Origin of the sequence: Yersinia aldovae ATCC 35236 (genome assembly GCF_000173735.1) — a bacterium.
GTDB classification, from domain to species: Bacteria; Pseudomonadota; Gammaproteobacteria; order Enterobacterales; family Enterobacteriaceae; genus Yersinia; species Yersinia aldovae.
In genome coordinates, this window is record NZ_ACCB01000019.1 from 19,398 (window position 1) to 35,983 (window position 16,586).

The window sequence follows — 16,586 nt, forward strand, 5'->3', positions numbered from 1 at the left end:
AACCCGCGCTACCTTAGCCTGAATCACGCGAAGTAACCATTTGTGTGAAAATGAATTAAAAGCCATTTATTGTTAAGGTTATAGAGTTTAGATTAAGCTGTTGACAAGGTTATTATGTAACCAGTTAGGGTTGGCTGCTGGTTTACCGGAGTAAAAAACAGCCATTTTCTTTACGTTAAGTTTCAGGCAAAATGCCCGGCCGCCATAGAGAGACGGCGCGATATCGTTATGAAGTTTCTTTGCTCTTGGGCAAAGGTTTCGGCGATACAGCACGCGAAGCGTTTCTGTATAGCGTTATTTTGTTAACAAAAACGGTGCAATATGCAAGTTTTCATTATGCGTCACGGTGACGCGGCCCTTGATGCAGCAAGTGATGCTCAACGGCCTCTAACTCTGTGTGGTCAGGATGAATCACGTCAGATAGCCTGCTGGCTAAACGATCAGTCTGTGGATGTAGAGCAGATTCTGGTCAGCCCTTATTTGCGCGCAGGGCAGACATTGGATGTGGTGCGTGAAGTGATGGTTCTGCCACAAGAGCAGGAAGTCATGCCAGAGTTAACGCCGGGTGGGGATGCGGCTTTTATTTGTTCCTATTTGCAGGTGTTGGCAAAAGAAGATTGCGCTTCAGTGTTGATAATCTCGCACTTGCCGCTGGTTGGGTATCTGGTTTCAGAACTTTGCCCAGATCAGTGTCCGCCGATGTTTGCTACCTCGGCTATTGCCTGTGTTGACCTGAATGGTGATACCGGAAGAGGTACGTTCGATTGGCAAGTCAGCCCGTCACAATTGATGGCCAAGGCATGTCACGGCTAACATGGTATTAATCAATGTTCAAATGGCGCGGCATCTCTGTCGCGCTTTTGTTTTTCTGCCAAACGCTATTTTGTATAACCTGCTGATATTGACTACTGCGCCAACTCAATTAATACCAAGAGTGCCGCCGTTCCACCCCACTCTTTGGGCGCCTGATGGAATGCCAGTACATCGGGATGTTGCGCCAGCCACAGCGGTGTTTGCTGTTTCAGAACATGCTTGCCATGACCATGCATGACGCAGGCACAATGCACATGTTCACGTTTGCACGCCGCAATTAATGCGCCCAGCTCTTGCTTGGCTTGTTTTTGTGTTAATCCGTGTAAATCCAAAAACATATCAGGTGGGTAGTCGCCACGGCGTAATTTTTTTACTTCAAAATGGTCAACGCCAGGTCGTACATAGCGCGTCGGGCCTTCGCTATCGAGTTGCGGTTGAAATTCATCAGAAAAATAATAGCTGGCATCAACCTGTTCTTGCAGCAATCGTTCAGGGGCAATTCTCTTCCCTAATTTGGGTGGCTCCCGGTGCAGAATGGTGTCTTGTTTGAGCTTTTTTGTCCCGGCTATCGATTCTTTAAATAGCTGTAACTCATCAGTCGTCAGGTGATATTTATTTTTCATTATCGATTCATTGTACTTATGCAATTACCTCAGTTTACCTGTTGAGAGTCATCTGTCTAAATAAATGTGGATATAGAGTTGGCGGCTTCAAGGCGTATTTTATTATTCGGTTATCATTCAACTGATCTATTGCTGCTGATTTGTCGCGGGCTTCATGGCAAACTAGGGCATAAATAGTGAATTTACGCTCGTAATGATGTTACATACAGTAGCTGGAGAATACCTTGGACAAAATTTTCGTCGATGAAGCAGTCAATGAGCTGCACACCATTCAGGATATGCTGCGCTGGACAGTGAGTCGTTTTAATGCCGCCAACATTTTCTATGGTCACGGCACGGATAATCCGTGGGACGAAGCCGTACAACTGGTTTTCCCAAGTCTGTTTTTGCCGATAGATATTCCAGAGGAAATACGCAGTGCGCGCCTGACCTCCAGCGAGCGTCACCGCATTGTTGAGCGAGTTATTCGCCGAGTCAACGAGCGCATTCCGGTAGCTTACCTGACTAACAAAGCCTGGTTCTGTGGCATGGAATATTATGTTGATGAGCGCGTTCTGGTACCGCGCTCACCGATCAGTGAACTGATCAATAACCGCTTTGATGGGCTGATTCGCCATCAACCTAAACATATTCTGGATATGTGTACCGGCAGCGGATGCATTGCCATTGCTTGCGCCTATGCTTTCCCTGACGCGGAAGTGGATGCCGTGGATATCTCCAATGACGTGTTGGCAGTAACCGAACACAACATCCAGCAGCACGCGATGGAGCATCAAGTCACGCCGATTCGCTCTGACTTGTTCCGCGATTTACCGCCGATTAAATATGATTTGATTGTCACCAACCCCCCGTACGTCGATGCTGAAGATATGGCCGATTTACCGCAAGAGTTCCGTTTCGAACCTGAACTCGGGCTGGCGGCGGGCAGCGACGGCTTAAAACTGGCGCGTCGTATTCTGGCTTGTGCGCCGGACTTTTTGCAAGATGATGGCGTGCTGATTTGTGAAGTGGGCAACAGCATGGTGCATTTGATGGATCAATATCCAGATGTGCCGTTCACCTGGCTGGAGTTTGACAATGGCGGTGATGGCGTATTTATGCTAACTAAACAGCAACTAATTGATTGTGCGCTACATTTTACTATGTATCGCGACTAACCGAATGTGTTAATACCCCCATCGTCTTCAAGGCGCAGGAGAGGCTGCCCTCGCTCGACGTCGTTGGGGTATATTAACCACAATTTTTGACTTAAAGGAGCTGTGATGGCTGGGAACAGTATTGGGCAGTTTTTCCGCGTCACCACTTTTGGTGAATCTCACGGCATCGCCTTGGGGTGTATTATTGATGGTGTGCCACCGGGTATTCCGATCACTGAAGCTGATATCCAGTTGGATCTCGATCGACGTCGTCCGGGCACATCACGCTATACCACGCAACGCCGCGAACCGGATCAGGTGCGTATTCTATCCGGTGTGTTTGACGGAGTTACCACCGGTACCAGTATCGGCTTGATGATTGAAAATACGGATCAACGTTCGCAAGATTACAGCGCCATTAAAGATGTGTTCCGTCCGGGCCACGCTGATTATACCTATGAGCAAAAATACGGTATGCGCGATTACCGTGGTGGTGGCCGTTCTTCCGCCCGTGAAACGGCGATGCGCGTCGCGGCGGGGGCAATTGCTAAAAAGTATCTGGCACAGAAGTTTGGCGTGCAGGTACGCGGTTATTTGGCACAAATCGGCGATATTAGCTGTGATTTACTTGACTGGGATTTGGTCGAACAGAACCCATTCTTCTGCCCGGATCAGAGTAAGCTGGAGCCGCTCGATGCCTTAATGCGCGAGCTGAAAAAGGCCGGTGACTCCATCGGAGCCAAGATTACGGTGGTTGCGGAAAACGTGCCAGTTGGTTTGGGTGAGCCGGTGTTCGATCGTCTGGATGCGGACTTGGCTCATGCGCTGATGAGTATCAATGCGGTGAAAGGCGTTGAAATTGGTGATGGTTTTGCTGTGGTGACCAAACGTGGCAGTGAAAACCGTGATGAAATTACGCCGCAAGGCTTCCAGAGTAACCATGCGGGGGGGATTTTAGGCGGGATCAGCAGCGGGCAACCGGTCGTTGCTCACATCGCGTTGAAGCCGACATCCAGTATTATGGTGCCGGGGCGAACCATTAACCGGCAGGGTGAAGCCGTCGAGATGGTCACCCGTGGTCGCCATGATCCTTGTGTTGGCATCCGTGCCGTGCCTATCGCTGAGGCGATGATGGCTATCGTGTTAATGGATCATCTGCTACGCCAGCGTGCGCAATGCGGTGATGTGATTTCAGACGTTCCTCGCTGGTAGGCGCAATGAAAAAATGGATCGCAGTGCCGTGGTTGGCGCTGGTAGGTGCCGTTGTGCTTACTGGCACGGCAATAGCAGCGACGCCCTGGCAACAGATTACGCACCCGGTGGCAGGTGCTGCGCAGTCGATTGGTGGTTTTGCCAATGGATGTGTAATAGGTGCATTGCCGTTACCGCTTGAGTCGGCAGATTATCAGGTTATGCGGCCAGATCAACGTCGCTATTTCGGCCACCCCGATTTACTGAATTTTATCCATCGTTTAAGTGCGCAAGCGGATAAACATCAGTTGGGTACTGTGCTGATTGGTGATATGGCAATGCCCGCCGGTGGGCGTTTTAGCAGTGGTCATGCCAGCCATCAGTCTGGTCTGGATGTTGATATCTGGCTGCAACTGCCACAACAACGCTGGAGTCAGCAACAATTGCTGAAACCCCAACCGATTGATTTGGTTGCCAGCGACGGTAAACGAGTCGTGCCTGCGCTATGGCAACCGCAAGTTGAGAGTCTGATTAAGCTGGCGGCTAAAGATAATGAAGTGACACGGATTTTTGTCAATCCGGCGATTAAAAAACAGTTGTGTCTGGATGCTGGAATTGATCGCAATTGGTTACACAAAGTGCGGCCTTGGTTCGGTCATCGTGCTCATATGCATGTAAGATTACGCTGCCCGGCAGATAGCCTGGAGTGCCTGGATCAAGACACCCCACCACCGGGTGATGGTTGCGGTGCGGAACTAGAAAGCTGGTTCCAGCCACATCAATCAAGTGCTAAACCGGGTAAAACCTTACCCCCTCCATTGCCGCCTTCATGTCAGGCTTTGTTGGATAACCATTTCGCTGCGGAATAAATCATGGATTGGTTTGCGCTGGGCCCGGCAGTTCTGGGAATATTATTTTTAGTCGCTATATTGGCCGGGTTTATTGATTCAATTGCGGGTGGCGGCGGCTTGCTTACCGTCCCGGCATTGCTGGCGATAGGGTTACCGCCTGCTCAGGTATTGGCGACCAATAAATTACAATCCGTCGGCGGGTCTTTCTCTGCCAGCCTCTATTTTATTCGCCGTGGAGCGGTTAATTTAAAAGAGCAAAAGCTGACTATAGCGCTGACCGTGGTTGGTTCAATGTTGGGCGCGATTTTAGTTCAGCATATGCGGGCTGATATTCTGCGGCAAATATTGCCGCTGCTGGTGATAGGGATTGGTGTCTATTTTCTGGTTACGCCAAAGTTGGGTGAAGCTGACCAACAGCGCCGTTTATCTGCATTACCCTTCGCCTTAATTGCCGGTGGTGGCGTCGGGTTTTATGATGGCTTTTTTGGCCCCGGAGCCGGTTCCTTCTACGCGCTAGCATTTGTTACCTTATGCGGTTTTAATCTGGCGAAATCCACCGCTCATGCCAAAGTGCTCAATTTTACCTCCAATGCTGGCAGCCTGATATTTTTTATTGTTGGCGGCAAAGTGGTGTGGAGTATCGGGCTGGTGATGCTGGTTGGTCAGGTGCTGGGCGCACGCCTTGGCGCACATATGGTATTGACCAAGGGGCAAAAATTGATCCGCCCAATGATCGTCGTGGTTTCATTTGTAATGAGCTGCAAGCTGTTATACGACAGCCACGGTAGCGAGATCTCCTCCTGGCTGGGACTACACGTTTTCGCATAACTTAAGGCATCAGCTATAGCGGTACGTTTGAGTACCACTGCTGATGCCACCTCTTACGGATCAGAGCATGACTCACGACTATCAGCAATTAATCGATATTTTTAATACCTGTTTCAGCGATAAATATAATACGCAATTGGTGAAAGGCGACGATGAACCCATCTATCTCCCCGCCGATGCCGAATTTCCTTATCATCGCGTGATTTTTGCTCATGGCTACTATGCCAGTGGAATGCATGAAATATCCCATTGGTGTATTGCCGGTGAAGAACGGCGCAAGTTGGTGGATTTTGGCTACTGGTATTGCCCGGACGGGCGTGATGCTTTAACCCAGAGCCAATTTGAAGCGGTAGAAATCAAGCCACAAGCATTGGAGTGGATGTTTTGTGTCGCTGCCGGTTTTCCCTTCAATGTCAGTTGTGACAACCTTGAAGGCGATTGCGAGCCAGACCGCATAACATTCCAGCGGAAAGTACGCGAACAGGTGCTTTGGTATCTGGAAAATGGCATATCCCCACGACCCGCAGGCTTTATTCAGGCACTGCAATCGTTTTACAATACGCCACCGTTGGCACCCGCGCTTTTCCCTTACCCGGAAGACCTGCTTTAAAACTATCCTTGGTACTTGAAGCCGCAGGGGGTTCTTGCAGCCTACCTGCAACGCCAATGACTTCGGATAGAAAATGAATATATTGAGGAAATGATGATCGCAGAGTTCGAAACGCATATTTTAGCGCAGATAGACGACATGGTAGAGCACGCCAGTGATGATGATTTGTTTGCCGGTGGCTACCTGCGCGGGCATCTGACTCTGGCGGTTGCTGAGTCTGAAGAGTTTGGTGAACACACCGCCGAGCAGCTACATGCCAGAGTGCAGACCAGCCTGGATAAAGCCATCAAAGCCGGTGAGCTTTCCCCTCCGGATCAAGTTTTGGTTTTGGGGTTGTGGGATCGTTTACTTGAGCAAGCCCAAAATCCCCTTTGTCCTTGAAGCCACAGAGATACTCGCTGCGGCTCCAACGACTTTGGGCATTGACTTCGTCATTGAGCCGCAGAAAAAATAGTGCGCAGTCGCTCCGTTAGTCTCCGGATAAGGATATACCGGAGCGCTGTTGCACCGGCCTGCCTTTCAGTAATTTTCTAACCCAAAATCGGTTTGGGTTCAATGCAGCCAGCGTTTTTGCATCCAATGGTAGCGGTTCGTCAAACATTTGCGCCGCCAAAATCTCTGCGACTAACGGCGCACTGCACAAGCCTCGTGACCCTAATGCTCCAACCATAAACAATTCCGGCCACACCGGAGCGGGCATTATTTCATCACTACGTTGAATTTTACCGGGTAAATCCTGATATTGCGTCAGCGTCTTAGCATAATCTGGCACCGCACCGACCATCGGCAAATGATCGCGGATCGCACAGCGCACCCCGCAACGGGCCTGGTTATCGCTGATATCCACTTGTTGCGGCCAACTGACCTGTGGCAGGCAGCGTAGTAGCCGCTGTTTGTTCTCCTGCTGTTCGGCGGCTCGGAAATCAGTAGCGGTATCGCCACGTTGATAGCTGGCACCGATGCAGTGGTGTTGATTGGCGGGATTCACCGGTGTTAGATAACCGTCATAACACAGCACTTGCCGTAACGGGCTAAGTTGTGGCGTGGTAGGAATATGTGAGACTTGCCCGCGCACCGCTGACAGCGGCAGATGCTGAGTTTGTTCCCATTCAGGCAAACGATGACCGGTGGCAAGTATTACCGTAGCATGGTGTTTGTCCACCACGGGCTGCTGGAAACAGAGCTGCCACCGTTCGTTAACCCGGTCTAGCTGATGCAGTTCATGCTGATAATGGCAAATCATGCCATTGCGTTGCGCCAGTGCTATCAATACCGTGGTGAGGTCTGAAGGGCAGAGCCAGCCACCTGCCGGATAATGGATGCCATCGTGGGCGCAATCTAGCCCGGCCAGCGCACTAAGTTGCTCACGGCTCATCCCTTGAGCAAGTTGTTCCGGCCATTGGGTTTGCAGCATTTTGGCAATCTTATTGCGGCTTTTTTCATCAAAGGCTAATTGGCTGACACCACACCATTGATGGTCAAAGGCGATATCCTGCGCGAGCAGATAGTCATATTGGCGGCGAGCAAAGGTAAAGGCGTGGGTGAAAAAAATCTCCAATGCATCATTCTTGCCGTTCAGCAGCGGGTAGAGCGCGCCCTGACGATTACCTGATGCTCCCTGTGCTGGCAGTGTGTCGGCGCAGTAGAGCGTGATTTGAGCACCACGACGCTGTAATGCCAGTGCTGTCAACGCACTGACAATACCACCGCCGACAATGGCGATATCATCGCAGCGGCTGGCTGATGGGCGGTGATACCAAGGCGCAGACTGTGCGGTGACACGCTGTGACGCAGGATTATCTGTGGGTAAGGTGCCGGTCAGCATTTCGCGTTTTTGACCAAAACCTTTGACTTTGGCGACGTTAAATCCAGCCTGCTGTAAGCCTCGGCGGACAAAGCCTGCGGCGGTAAATGTGGCAAAAGTCCCGCCTGGCCGGGCCATCTGTGCCATTGCGCTGAATAACGTCTCATTCCACATATCCGGGTTTTTAGATGGCGCAAATCCATCCAGAAACCAGGCATCAACTTGATTATTCAAACTGGCATCCCGATCTGGCAGCAGGGCATTAATATCGCCAAACCATAAATCTAACGTGATGGCCCCCTCAGCCAGCAGCAGGCGATGGCATCCCGCGAGAGGAAGTGGCCAGTGTGCCCGCAGTTGTTCCGCATAGCAGGCCACTTCAGGTACGCCGGCATGGGTGGCAGCTAAATCTGCTAGTTGAAGAGGGTATTTTTCATAGCTGATATAGTGCAACCGTTGGAGTTTAGCTGCGGGCTGCTGCTGCTTAAACTGAGCAAAGTCGCGCCATAATGTCAGAAAATTCAATCCAGTACCGAAACCCGTTTCGGCAAAAATGCAGACTTCCCGTGGATGAACGGCAAAACGTTCGGGAAAACCATTCCCTTTGAGAAAAACGTGATGGGTTTCTTCCAGGCCGTCCTCATTAGAGAAATAGATATCACCAAACTGTTCCGATACAGGTGTACCCTGTTCATTCCAGCTTAGTATTGCCGTTTGGATTGGGCGTTGGTTCACGTTGAAAGACTCGTATCTCAAGGGGTGGAGCGATTCTAACTATGTGGCCTGCTGGGTGCAAATCGTAAAATTTTCTGGCTATATTACGCTGATCGGACTTGTTCGGCGTACAAGTGTACGCTAAAGTGCGTTGCAAAATCCCGAATGTAAAATTAGTGGAAGAGGTATTTAATGAAGCGTGCAGTCATTACTGGCTTGGGTATTGTTTCCAGCATTGGTAATAACCAGCAGGAAGTTCTGGCATCTTTGCGGAAAGGCCGCTCAGGTATTACTTTCTCTCAGGAATTTAAAGACGCAGGTATGCGCAGTCATGTCTGGGGCGCTGTTAAGCTCGAGTCCGAGCCTAAAGATCTCATTGACCGCAAAGTGCTGCGTTTTATGAGCGACGCCTCAATTTATGCTTATCTTGCCATGCAGGAAGCGATAGCTGACTCTAAATTGACCGAAGAGCAAATTTCTAATTTCCGCAGTGGGCTGGTCGTCGGTTCAGGTGGTGGTTCACCACGTAACCAGGTTGCCGGCTCTGATGCCATGCGTACCCCGCGCGGTCTGAAAGGCGTTGGCCCGTATATGGTCACTAAAGCGATGGCATCCGGCGTGTCTGCTTGCCTGGCTACCCCGTTCAAAATCAAAGGGGTGAACTACTCCATCAGTTCTGCCTGTGCAACTTCAGCTCACTGTATTGGCCACGCGGTGGAATTGATCCAACTGGGCAAACAGGATGTAGTATTTGCTGGCGGCGGTGAAGAGCTGTGCTGGGAGATGTCCTGCGAGTTTGATGCAATGGGTGCATTGTCGACTAAATACAACGACACCCCAGAGAAAGCCTCCCGTACTTATGATCAAGACCGTGATGGTTTCGTCATCGCGGGCGGCGGCGGTATGGTGGTGGTAGAAGAGCTGGAACATGCCTTGGCACGCGGCGCGCACATTTATGCTGAAATTGTGGGCTACGGTGCCACTTCCGATGGCGCTGACATGGTTGCTCCATCAGGTGAAGGCGCAGTACGTTGCATGAAAATGGCAATGGAAGGCGTTGATACACCAATCGATTACATGAACGTACATGGCACTTCTACACCGGTAGGGGATGTGAAAGAGCTGGGTGCAATTCGTGAAGTGTTCGGCGATAACACTCCAGCAATTTCCTCGACTAAAGCGATGACTGGCCACTCACTGGGTGCTGCGGGTGTACATGAGGCTATCTACAGTTTGTTGATGGTCGAGCATGGTTTTATTGCGCCAAGCATCAATATCGATAATCTGGATGAGCAGGCGGCAGGGATGGATATCATCACTGAGCCAACCGAACGTGAGCTGACGACTGTTATGTCTAACAGCTTCGGTTTTGGTGGCACTAATGCCACATTGGTTATGCGCAAATACCCGAAGTAAGGTCAATCACAGTGATTTCTGTTGATTGAAACCGACAGTTAAGGCCCGCAAGAGATTGCGGGCCTTTTTACTGACTAAATTCACTAAATAGACTTCTCTGATTATAAGATAATCATGATTTTTTTATCCACTTCATCTTTTATATAAAAGATCTATGGTTGATTACTTTTCTTATAAAAATATCTTATACTAAATAACTTAGGTTTATAACAGTATGGCAAGTAGGTAGTTGATTGCTAATGCATCAACTTGAATTTAATCTATCTCAACATTAGTTTGCTTTTCTTAAGCCATACTTGCAGTTATGAAATCCTTGCCTGCCTGAAAACGTTAATTCACTATATCATAACAATAATTAAACGAATCTGTTCTTTGCCATTTAATTTACCAACACAGCAGGGTAGTTCAATGAGCCATAATCAAAGTGATCAGAATATTAAGATTACCGATTTAAGCGAGCGCGTTGTTCATGAAATTCTGGAAGTTATAAGTGATGGTATCTGGGATTGGAATGCTAACAGTGGGTTTGTTTACCGCAATAACGGTTGGTATGAAATGTTGGGGTACCCCGCTCATGTGTTTGAAAATACAGTGCATACGTGGGAGAGAATCATCCATCCTGATGATTTTGAAAGAGTTATGTTCCAGTTCGATGCTTATATTAATAACCAAACCGAACGATACCAAATTGAATATCGTTGCCAAACACATGATGGCAATTATATTTGGATTGAAGATCGCGGTAAGGTGATTGAACGTAATAGTGATGGTTCAGTATCACGGATGATTGGTGCTCATCGGAATATTCATGACAGAAAGCATCTTCTGGAGAAATTGGAGTTAAAGAATAAATCGCTCGAAGCATTAGTAGAAGAGCGAACGGTAGAATTACGCGAAGCCAATCTCCGCTTACAGCAACAATTGAAAATCAAGAAAAATCTTTCAGAAACAGATGTATTAACATCGACAGCCAATCGCTATTTACTGGAGAAAGTGCTGAAGCATGAATATAACCGGGCTAAACGGTTTTGTCAGCCGTTGTCATTACTCTCACTGGACGTCGATAACTTTAAATCTATCAATGATAAGTATGGACACATCGTAGGTGATTTGGCGCTGACCCATATCGTTGATATTATTAGGAATAATATTAGAGAAGTTGATGTTTTAGGCCGTTGGGGAGGGGATGAATTTATGATTGTGTTACCTAACACGCAATTAGATGAAGCGAAAGCCATTGCTGAGAAAATCCGCAAACTTGTTGAAACTATACCAGTGGACAGCAATATCAATGTGACTATGAGTTTAGGTATTGTCGAATTACAACAAAACGAAAGTCAGGATCAATTACTTATCCGCGCAGATAAAATGCTCTATAACGCCAAAGCCGCAGGCAAGAATACTATCCGCGGCGAATGACGATTAGAGTTTTAGCGCATATTCGGCGGCAGCTCTGGCATGTATTGCGGTGGTATCAAACACCGGGAGCGAGGTATCATTTTCGTTTACTAATAATGTGATTTCAGTGCAACCAAAGATAATGCCTTGCACGCCTTGGTGTACTAATTCCCCCATAATACGGCGATATTCATTACGCGAGGTTTCACTGATTATTCCTAAACAGAGTTCTTCATAAATAATACGGTTAATAATTTCACGATCGGTACTCTCTGGGGTTACCACCTCAATATGGTGCTTCTCCGTTAAGCGGCCACGATAAAAATCCTGCTCCATTGTGTAGCGGGTACCTAATAAACCAATCTTGTTTATCTCTTGTTGCTTAATTTGTGCCGCCGTAGCATCAGCTATATGCAATAAAGGCAAACCGCAGGCTGTTTCGATATCATCAGCTACTTTGTGCATGGTATTCGTACACACGACAATAACCTCTGCTCCAGCATGTTTTAATGAAACTGCGGCATCAGCCAACACTTGAGCCGCTGTATGCCAATCACCTTTAGCCTGAAGCTGTTCAATCTCATGAAAATCTACACTGTAGAGAATGATTTTTGCGCTATGTAACCCGCCAAGTTGTTCTTTAATCTGCTGGTTGATCACCCGGTAATAGGGGATAGTTGATTCCCAACTCATACCACCAATAAGGCCCAAAATTTTCATTAGTTTATTCCTGTACAAATACTCGTACTGATTGTGGATAAAAACTCAACTATGCAGAAACACTAAGATTTGTCGGCATAAGTAATGAGTAGAACTGTGACAAGACTCCAACTAAACCTATTATCTATAGCTATCATGTTTGTTGTAATAAATCTGTGGCAATCTGAAAATGTATTATTCTTCTATCTATTTTATACCATGATAATCAATAGGATGACGGAGATTAGGATGATAAAAATAAATACGGCATATACCCTGACAGTATTAGCATTACTCTTACCAACCTCAACCAGTGTCCTTGCTCAAGATAAGAGTGACAACTATCAGCTTGAACAAGTATTAGTGATGAGCAGACATGGCATTCGAGCGCCTTTGGTAAATTATGGCGATATACTTTCGAGTGCTACGCCGGATAAATGGCCACAGTGGACTACGCCCGGTGGCTATTTAACACCGAAAGGGGCAGAGCTTGAGGAGATGATGGGCGGGTATTTCCGCGAGTGGCTGGTTGATAGCAAATTACTGAAAGCAACGGGATGCCCGGTAACGAGCACCGTATTTACCTATGCGAATAGTTTGCCAAGAACCATCGATACAGCGCAGCATTTCTTATTTGGCGCATTCCCCGGCTGTAATGTTCCGGTGACTCATCAGAAAGAGATTGGCAAGATGGATCCGGTATTTAACCCAATAATCACATTGGATGTAACGCCAGAGTTTAAAGAGAAAGCATTGGCATCTATTAATCAACATGCTGGGTCGGGTGGGGTGGAAGGTTTAAATAAACGTTTACAGCCTAATTATGATTTATTGTCCAGAGTACTGGATTACAAAAATTCTCCTGCTTGTCTGGTGGATAAAAAATGTGACTGGAGCACCCAGCCGACGAATATCGTCTTAGTGCAGAATAAAGAACCAGGGATCACCGGCCCATTGAGATTAGGCACGGGTGCCTCAGATGCCTTTATGCTGCAATATTACGAGGGTTTCCCGGTTAAAGATGTGGCATGGGGGCGAATTCAGACTCCAGAAGAGTGGCGTAAGTTAATCGATATCAAAAATCTCTACCACGAGACGTTATTCGGCTCACCGACTATCGCCGATAATGCCGCTGAAAAACTGGTGAGTTTCATTGGTGCTGCGCTGGACCCTATAGGTGAAAAAACGCCCAATGAATTAGCAGCACAAAAGGCGAAGTTGGCTGTGTTAGTCGGTCATGATTCGAATATCGCTTCACTGCTGGCTGCACTCAAAACTAAAGAGTATCAACTGCCAGACCAATATGAGAGAACGCCAATCAGTGGCAAGGTGGTATTTGAACGCTGGAAAGATATTAAACAAAATAAAAATATGATGAAGATTGAATATATCTATCTCTCCACTGAGCAAATTCGTAATAAAACGCCACTGACACGGCAGAAACCAGCAAAACGTGTCACGCTGGAAATTGAAGGGTGCCCGATTGATGCGAAAGGATTTTGTTCAATGGATGATTTTAGAAAGGCGATGAAAAAGAATACTCAGATCTAGTTTGAAGTAACAGGCTCCCGATTTAGCCAGAAGCAGAGAATAGGGGCTGGCATAAAACAATAGGCTGCGCTAACGTGGCCTTCTATTTGTCAGCCCTGCTATTTGTAGATTTTTTGATGACACTATTCGCGACTACTCATCGTGCAGTAAAAACTGTTTTCAGGCCTTTTTTGAAAGACCGCCTGCTGCATATTTTGTTGATTTTAGGCATTGTCCTAACGGTGTTAACGCCAACAAAGATTTCGGCATTTTCACAGTTTATTGATTGGACCACCATTGTTACGTTACTGGGACTGATGTTACTGACAAAAGGTGTCGAGGTCAGTGGCTACTTCGATTTTATCGGTCGGAAGATTATTAATACATTACATACCGAACGGTATCTGGCGCTGTTTTTGGTATTGTCAGCAGCGCTATTGTCATCTTTTCTCACTAATGATGTGGCGCTGTTTATCCTAATTCCATTAATTTTAACGCTGAAAAAGATATCGTCGGTTCCTGTTTCTCGCCTGATTATTTTCTCTGCATTAGCCGTGAATGCAGGATCACTATTAACGCCAATTGGTAACCCGCAAAATATTTTGTTGTGGAGCCGCTCTGGATTGTCATTTATTGGTTTTACCCGCCAGATGGCACCTCTTACAGGCGTGATTTTGTTGACACTGCTGGCCGTTACCTGGTGGAGCTTCCCTGCGCGAAAAATAGTTAAACAGGCGACAAGCCCACTTTACCCCTACCAATTCTCCTTACTGCTGAGTTGTCTGGCGCTTTATGTCATCTTTGTTATCAGCGTGGATCTGGGGTGGGCTGGCTATGGTTTGTTGCTGGTTTTTACCGGTTTGTTACTGCTGGCGCGGCGGGTATTGCTGGCTATCGACTGGAGCTTGATTGTCGTCTTTATAGCGATGTTTATTGATGTGCGATTACTGACTGAATTACCCGTCTTGCAATCGTTATTTGGCGAAGTTAAAATGCTTTCTATATCAGCAAGTTATGTGATGGGTATCGGTTTGTCACAACTCATCAGTAATGTGCCAGCCACGATCTTATTGCTCAATTATTTGCCATCCAGCGCGCTGGTAGCTTATGCGGTCAATATTGGTGGTTTTGGTTTTGCCTTGGGTTCAATGGCAAATCTGATTGCGCTAAGAATGGCCAATGAACCCGCAATCTGGTTGAAATTCCATGCTTACTCGCTGCCATTTCTGCTCTGGAGCGCGCTGGTAGGATGGGGCTTGTTATCGTAGCGACTGGCTCAAGAGGTGACCTGAGCCAGTTTGGGGTTTGTTCAGAGAAACAGGGCCAGCAAAAAAATTATCACAATAATCAGTGAAACGAATATCAGTGACGGTTTTTGCAATAACGACTGTAACGATTCTGGCAGTGCAACAATCAGTGGATTAATCAATGGTTGAACGGGGTGTGGTTCTTCTTCCAGGCGCTGGGCCGAATTTGCCCGGTCTAGTCGGGCGGCAAACAGCACATTGATAATATCGTTCAACTGCGCCTGGGTCAGCGGCGTGGTCAGGGTAGCCTGAAAACGTTTTTGGCTGAAATCAATCAACAGTTGCTGTTCCTGCGTGTCAACAGGCTGCTTTAGCGCTGTTTGCAGGTTAATCAGCGTCGGGGCTGTTTGCTGACTGAGCGCGGTTTTAGTCTGTAAGAACTGGCTGAGTATCTGGAAATGACGTGCTGGCAGTGGCGCTGCGTTTTTCACGCCAATCATCTCAAACAGCGCTTGCCAGATTTTTGCTGGCGATTCACCGGTTGCGGCACTGAGTTTCGCCACCAATGATTGGATATGCTGATGCTCCCCGGGCAATAATGGCCTGTCGGTTATGGTTGTCAGTTGTGGTTGTGGAATATTCAGCGTTCCGGATTGCAGCATTATCAGAACTTGTTGCAATTCAGTGTGGCTTAATTGGCTTAGCACCGTATGACCAAATTGCTGGCGGATGAAATCGCTCACCGCCTGCCGGTTATTGCCTTGCGGCAACAGTTCAGTCAATTGCTGGCGCAGCTGGTGATTAGCGTGATTTTCCTGCACCTGCGACAGACGATTTTGCAGCAATTGTTCCGCTGGTTGGAAATGGCGTGCCAGAATCTCGCTGGTACTGCTAAGGGATAAATCATGGCGTAGGGCGGCCCAGATCTCAGCAGATTTGGTCGGGCTGAGTGCCATAATCCGCACGATCAGCTTCTCCAGCGTGGTGCGCTGTGCCGGCGTAAGTGCTTGATCTTCCACTGGCCCCTGATGGGGCATTTTAGTCGGTGCGACATTGCTATTATTGGCAATGTGAACTCCCGGGCCGTTCAAAGGTTGCATATAACCAGTCCTTCGCTGTGGAAGAAATAAAGGAATACCCGGTGCGGGGCACAGACCTACAATATAATACCTGTAAATGCATCGGCAATATCATATTTTTTAAATAAATGAGTTTGTCATTAACTGTCTTATTGGGTAATTGTTTAGGTACAAACGTTGATAATCCTGATTATGCCGCTAAGATGGGCGTTCAGGATTGAATGGAAATGATTTAACAATTTTAAGATGATTAAACAACGATAATGGTTAAACAACAACGCGCTGCAAAGTGGTTCCTCTGTCTGGCTTGCCTGGTCATACTGGTTTGTATGACACAACGCATTGCCAGCCTGCACGCGTTGGTACAAAACCTTACCCTGACATCATCTTCACAACTCATTGCCGATTTAGACGAATCCCCGGCACCTTGTGAGTTGAGCGCCAAATCCTTACTGGCGTCTCCCCCCGTACTGTTTGAATTAGCCATATTCTCTCTTGGGTTATTACTCCTGCTATTAGTGCCAATCATCCCGGCCAGCATGAGGTTCCCGCCACCCAGAGTCATCTCACCCAGTGGTTTACGGGTGCATCTGCGATTATGTATTTTCCGAGAATAGCCACAGACTTTAACTAACTGTGCACCATAA

Annotated in this window: 16 protein-coding genes; 12 read left to right on the top strand and 4 right to left on the bottom strand. The window is 47.6% G+C overall.

What is annotated here, in order from left to right:
- Positions 1 to 321: 321 nt before the first annotated feature.
- On the top strand, positions 322 to 813 hold the full coding sequence (gene sixA / locus YALDO0001_RS10535) for a phosphohistidine phosphatase SixA (protein ID WP_004702883.1): 492 nt from the start codon (positions 322 to 324) through the stop codon (positions 811 to 813).
- Positions 814 to 905: 92 nt separating this feature from the next.
- On the opposite strand, the gene smrB is transcribed toward sixA, so the two are convergent.
- A complete protein-coding gene (gene smrB / locus YALDO0001_RS10540) occupies positions 906 to 1,436 on the bottom strand; it encodes an endonuclease SmrB (RefSeq protein ID WP_004702884.1) in 531 nt (176 codons plus the stop codon).
- A gap of 224 nt (positions 1,437 to 1,660) precedes the next feature.
- Here smrB and prmB point away from each other — a divergent pair, with 224 nt between their 5' ends.
- The 6 genes from prmB to YALDO0001_RS10570 all read left to right on the top strand — a co-directional run bounded on the left by prmB (position 1,661) and on the right by YALDO0001_RS10570 (position 6,433).
- Complete coding sequence (gene prmB / locus YALDO0001_RS10545; RefSeq protein WP_004702886.1) at positions 1,661 to 2,593, top strand: 50S ribosomal protein L3 N(5)-glutamine methyltransferase; 933 nt, start codon at positions 1,661 to 1,663, stop codon at positions 2,591 to 2,593.
- 105 nt (positions 2,594 to 2,698) lie between these two features.
- Positions 2,699 to 3,784: a chorismate synthase gene (gene aroC / locus YALDO0001_RS10550; protein WP_004702887.1), complete on the top strand. Its 1,086-nt coding sequence runs from the start codon at positions 2,699 to 2,701 to the stop codon at positions 3,782 to 3,784.
- 5 nt (positions 3,785 to 3,789) lie between these two features.
- Complete coding sequence (gene mepA, locus YALDO0001_RS10555; RefSeq protein ID WP_004702889.1) at positions 3,790 to 4,632, top strand: penicillin-insensitive murein endopeptidase; 843 nt, start codon at positions 3,790 to 3,792, stop codon at positions 4,630 to 4,632.
- A 3-nt stretch (positions 4,633 to 4,635) separates the two neighbouring features.
- Positions 4,636 to 5,442, top strand: a complete 807-nt coding sequence (locus YALDO0001_RS10560) for a sulfite exporter TauE/SafE family protein (protein WP_004702892.1) — start codon at positions 4,636 to 4,638, stop codon at positions 5,440 to 5,442.
- Between the two features lie 67 nt (positions 5,443 to 5,509).
- Entirely contained in the window at positions 5,510 to 6,052 is a 543-nt protein-coding gene (locus YALDO0001_RS10565) for an elongation factor P hydroxylase (RefSeq protein ID WP_004702894.1), read from the top strand.
- Between the two features lie 93 nt (positions 6,053 to 6,145).
- A complete protein-coding gene (locus YALDO0001_RS10570) occupies positions 6,146 to 6,433 on the top strand; it encodes a YfcL family protein (protein WP_042839772.1) in 288 nt (95 codons plus the stop codon).
- An 88-nt stretch (positions 6,434 to 6,521) separates the two neighbouring features.
- Here YALDO0001_RS10570 and mnmC read toward each other — a convergent pair whose 3' ends face one another.
- Complete coding sequence (gene mnmC, locus YALDO0001_RS10575) at positions 6,522 to 8,591, bottom strand: bifunctional tRNA (5-methylaminomethyl-2-thiouridine)(34)-methyltransferase MnmC2/FAD-dependent 5-carboxymethylaminomethyl-2-thiouridine(34) oxidoreductase MnmC1 (protein WP_004702897.1); 2,070 nt, start codon at positions 8,589 to 8,591, stop codon at positions 6,522 to 6,524.
- 171 nt (positions 8,592 to 8,762) lie between these two features.
- Here mnmC and fabB point away from each other — a divergent pair, with 171 nt between their 5' ends.
- Both fabB and YALDO0001_RS10585 read left to right on the top strand, forming a co-directional pair.
- Positions 8,763 to 9,986, top strand: coding sequence for a beta-ketoacyl-ACP synthase I (gene fabB / locus YALDO0001_RS10580; protein ID WP_004702898.1), 1,224 nt, complete (start codon positions 8,763 to 8,765; stop codon positions 9,984 to 9,986).
- 408 nt (positions 9,987 to 10,394) lie between these two features.
- Entirely contained in the window at positions 10,395 to 11,405 is a 1,011-nt protein-coding gene (locus YALDO0001_RS10585) for a sensor domain-containing diguanylate cyclase (protein ID WP_042839774.1), read from the top strand.
- Positions 11,406 to 11,408: 3 nt separating this feature from the next.
- Here the strand turns inward: YALDO0001_RS10585 and YALDO0001_RS10590 are convergent, their stop codons facing one another.
- Positions 11,409 to 12,104 carry an aspartate/glutamate racemase family protein gene (locus YALDO0001_RS10590; protein ID WP_004702902.1) on the bottom strand — a complete coding sequence of 232 codons (696 nt, stop codon included), beginning with the start codon at positions 12,102 to 12,104 and terminating at the stop codon, positions 11,409 to 11,411.
- A gap of 228 nt (positions 12,105 to 12,332) precedes the next feature.
- Between YALDO0001_RS10590 and agp the strand changes: the two genes are divergently transcribed.
- Both agp and YALDO0001_RS10600 read left to right on the top strand, forming a co-directional pair.
- Positions 12,333 to 13,634 (top strand): bifunctional glucose-1-phosphatase/inositol phosphatase, encoded by a 1,302-nt coding sequence (gene agp / locus YALDO0001_RS10595; protein ID WP_042839775.1) that lies wholly within the window; start codon positions 12,333 to 12,335, stop codon positions 13,632 to 13,634.
- Positions 13,635 to 13,750: 116 nt separating this feature from the next.
- Positions 13,751 to 14,881: an SLC13 family permease gene (locus tag YALDO0001_RS10600; RefSeq protein ID WP_042839787.1), complete on the top strand. Its 1,131-nt coding sequence runs from the start codon at positions 13,751 to 13,753 to the stop codon at positions 14,879 to 14,881.
- Between the two features lie 41 nt (positions 14,882 to 14,922).
- On the opposite strand, the gene flk is transcribed toward YALDO0001_RS10600, so the two are convergent.
- Complete coding sequence (gene flk / locus YALDO0001_RS10605) at positions 14,923 to 15,960, bottom strand: flagella biosynthesis regulator Flk (RefSeq protein ID WP_004702908.1); 1,038 nt, start codon at positions 15,958 to 15,960, stop codon at positions 14,923 to 14,925.
- 242 nt (positions 15,961 to 16,202) lie between these two features.
- Here flk and YALDO0001_RS10610 point away from each other — a divergent pair, with 242 nt between their 5' ends.
- Positions 16,203 to 16,556, top strand: coding sequence for a hypothetical protein (locus tag YALDO0001_RS10610; protein ID WP_004702910.1), 354 nt, complete (start codon positions 16,203 to 16,205; stop codon positions 16,554 to 16,556).
- Positions 16,557 to 16,586: the final 30 nt, after the last annotated feature.

Bases quoted from the DNA above. Each gene is read 5' to 3' on its own strand.
- smrB (WP_004702884.1), bottom strand. From the start codon at position 1,436: ATGAAAAATAAATATCACCTGACGACTGATGAGTTACAGCTATTTAAA.
- sixA (WP_004702883.1), top strand. From the start codon at position 322: ATGCAAGTTTTCATTATGCGTCACGGTGACGCGGCCCTTGATGCAGCA.
- YALDO0001_RS10565 (WP_004702894.1), top strand. From the start codon at position 5,510: ATGACTCACGACTATCAGCAATTAATCGATATTTTTAATACCTGTTTC.
- YALDO0001_RS10600 (WP_042839787.1), top strand. From the start codon at position 13,751: ATGACACTATTCGCGACTACTCATCGTGCAGTAAAAACTGTTTTCAGG.
- YALDO0001_RS10585 (WP_042839774.1), top strand. From the start codon at position 10,395: ATGAGCCATAATCAAAGTGATCAGAATATTAAGATTACCGATTTAAGC.
- YALDO0001_RS10560 (WP_004702892.1), top strand. From the start codon at position 4,636: ATGGATTGGTTTGCGCTGGGCCCGGCAGTTCTGGGAATATTATTTTTA.
- flk (WP_004702908.1), bottom strand. From the start codon at position 15,960: ATGCAACCTTTGAACGGCCCGGGAGTTCACATTGCCAATAATAGCAAT.
- YALDO0001_RS10570 (WP_042839772.1), top strand. From the start codon at position 6,146: ATGATCGCAGAGTTCGAAACGCATATTTTAGCGCAGATAGACGACATG.
- fabB (WP_004702898.1), top strand. From the start codon at position 8,763: ATGAAGCGTGCAGTCATTACTGGCTTGGGTATTGTTTCCAGCATTGGT.
- YALDO0001_RS10610 (WP_004702910.1), top strand. From the start codon at position 16,203: ATGGTTAAACAACAACGCGCTGCAAAGTGGTTCCTCTGTCTGGCTTGC.
- agp (WP_042839775.1), top strand. From the start codon at position 12,333: ATGATAAAAATAAATACGGCATATACCCTGACAGTATTAGCATTACTC.
- mepA (WP_004702889.1), top strand. From the start codon at position 3,790: ATGAAAAAATGGATCGCAGTGCCGTGGTTGGCGCTGGTAGGTGCCGTT.
- YALDO0001_RS10590 (WP_004702902.1), bottom strand. From the start codon at position 12,104: ATGAAAATTTTGGGCCTTATTGGTGGTATGAGTTGGGAATCAACTATC.
- aroC (WP_004702887.1), top strand. From the start codon at position 2,699: ATGGCTGGGAACAGTATTGGGCAGTTTTTCCGCGTCACCACTTTTGGT.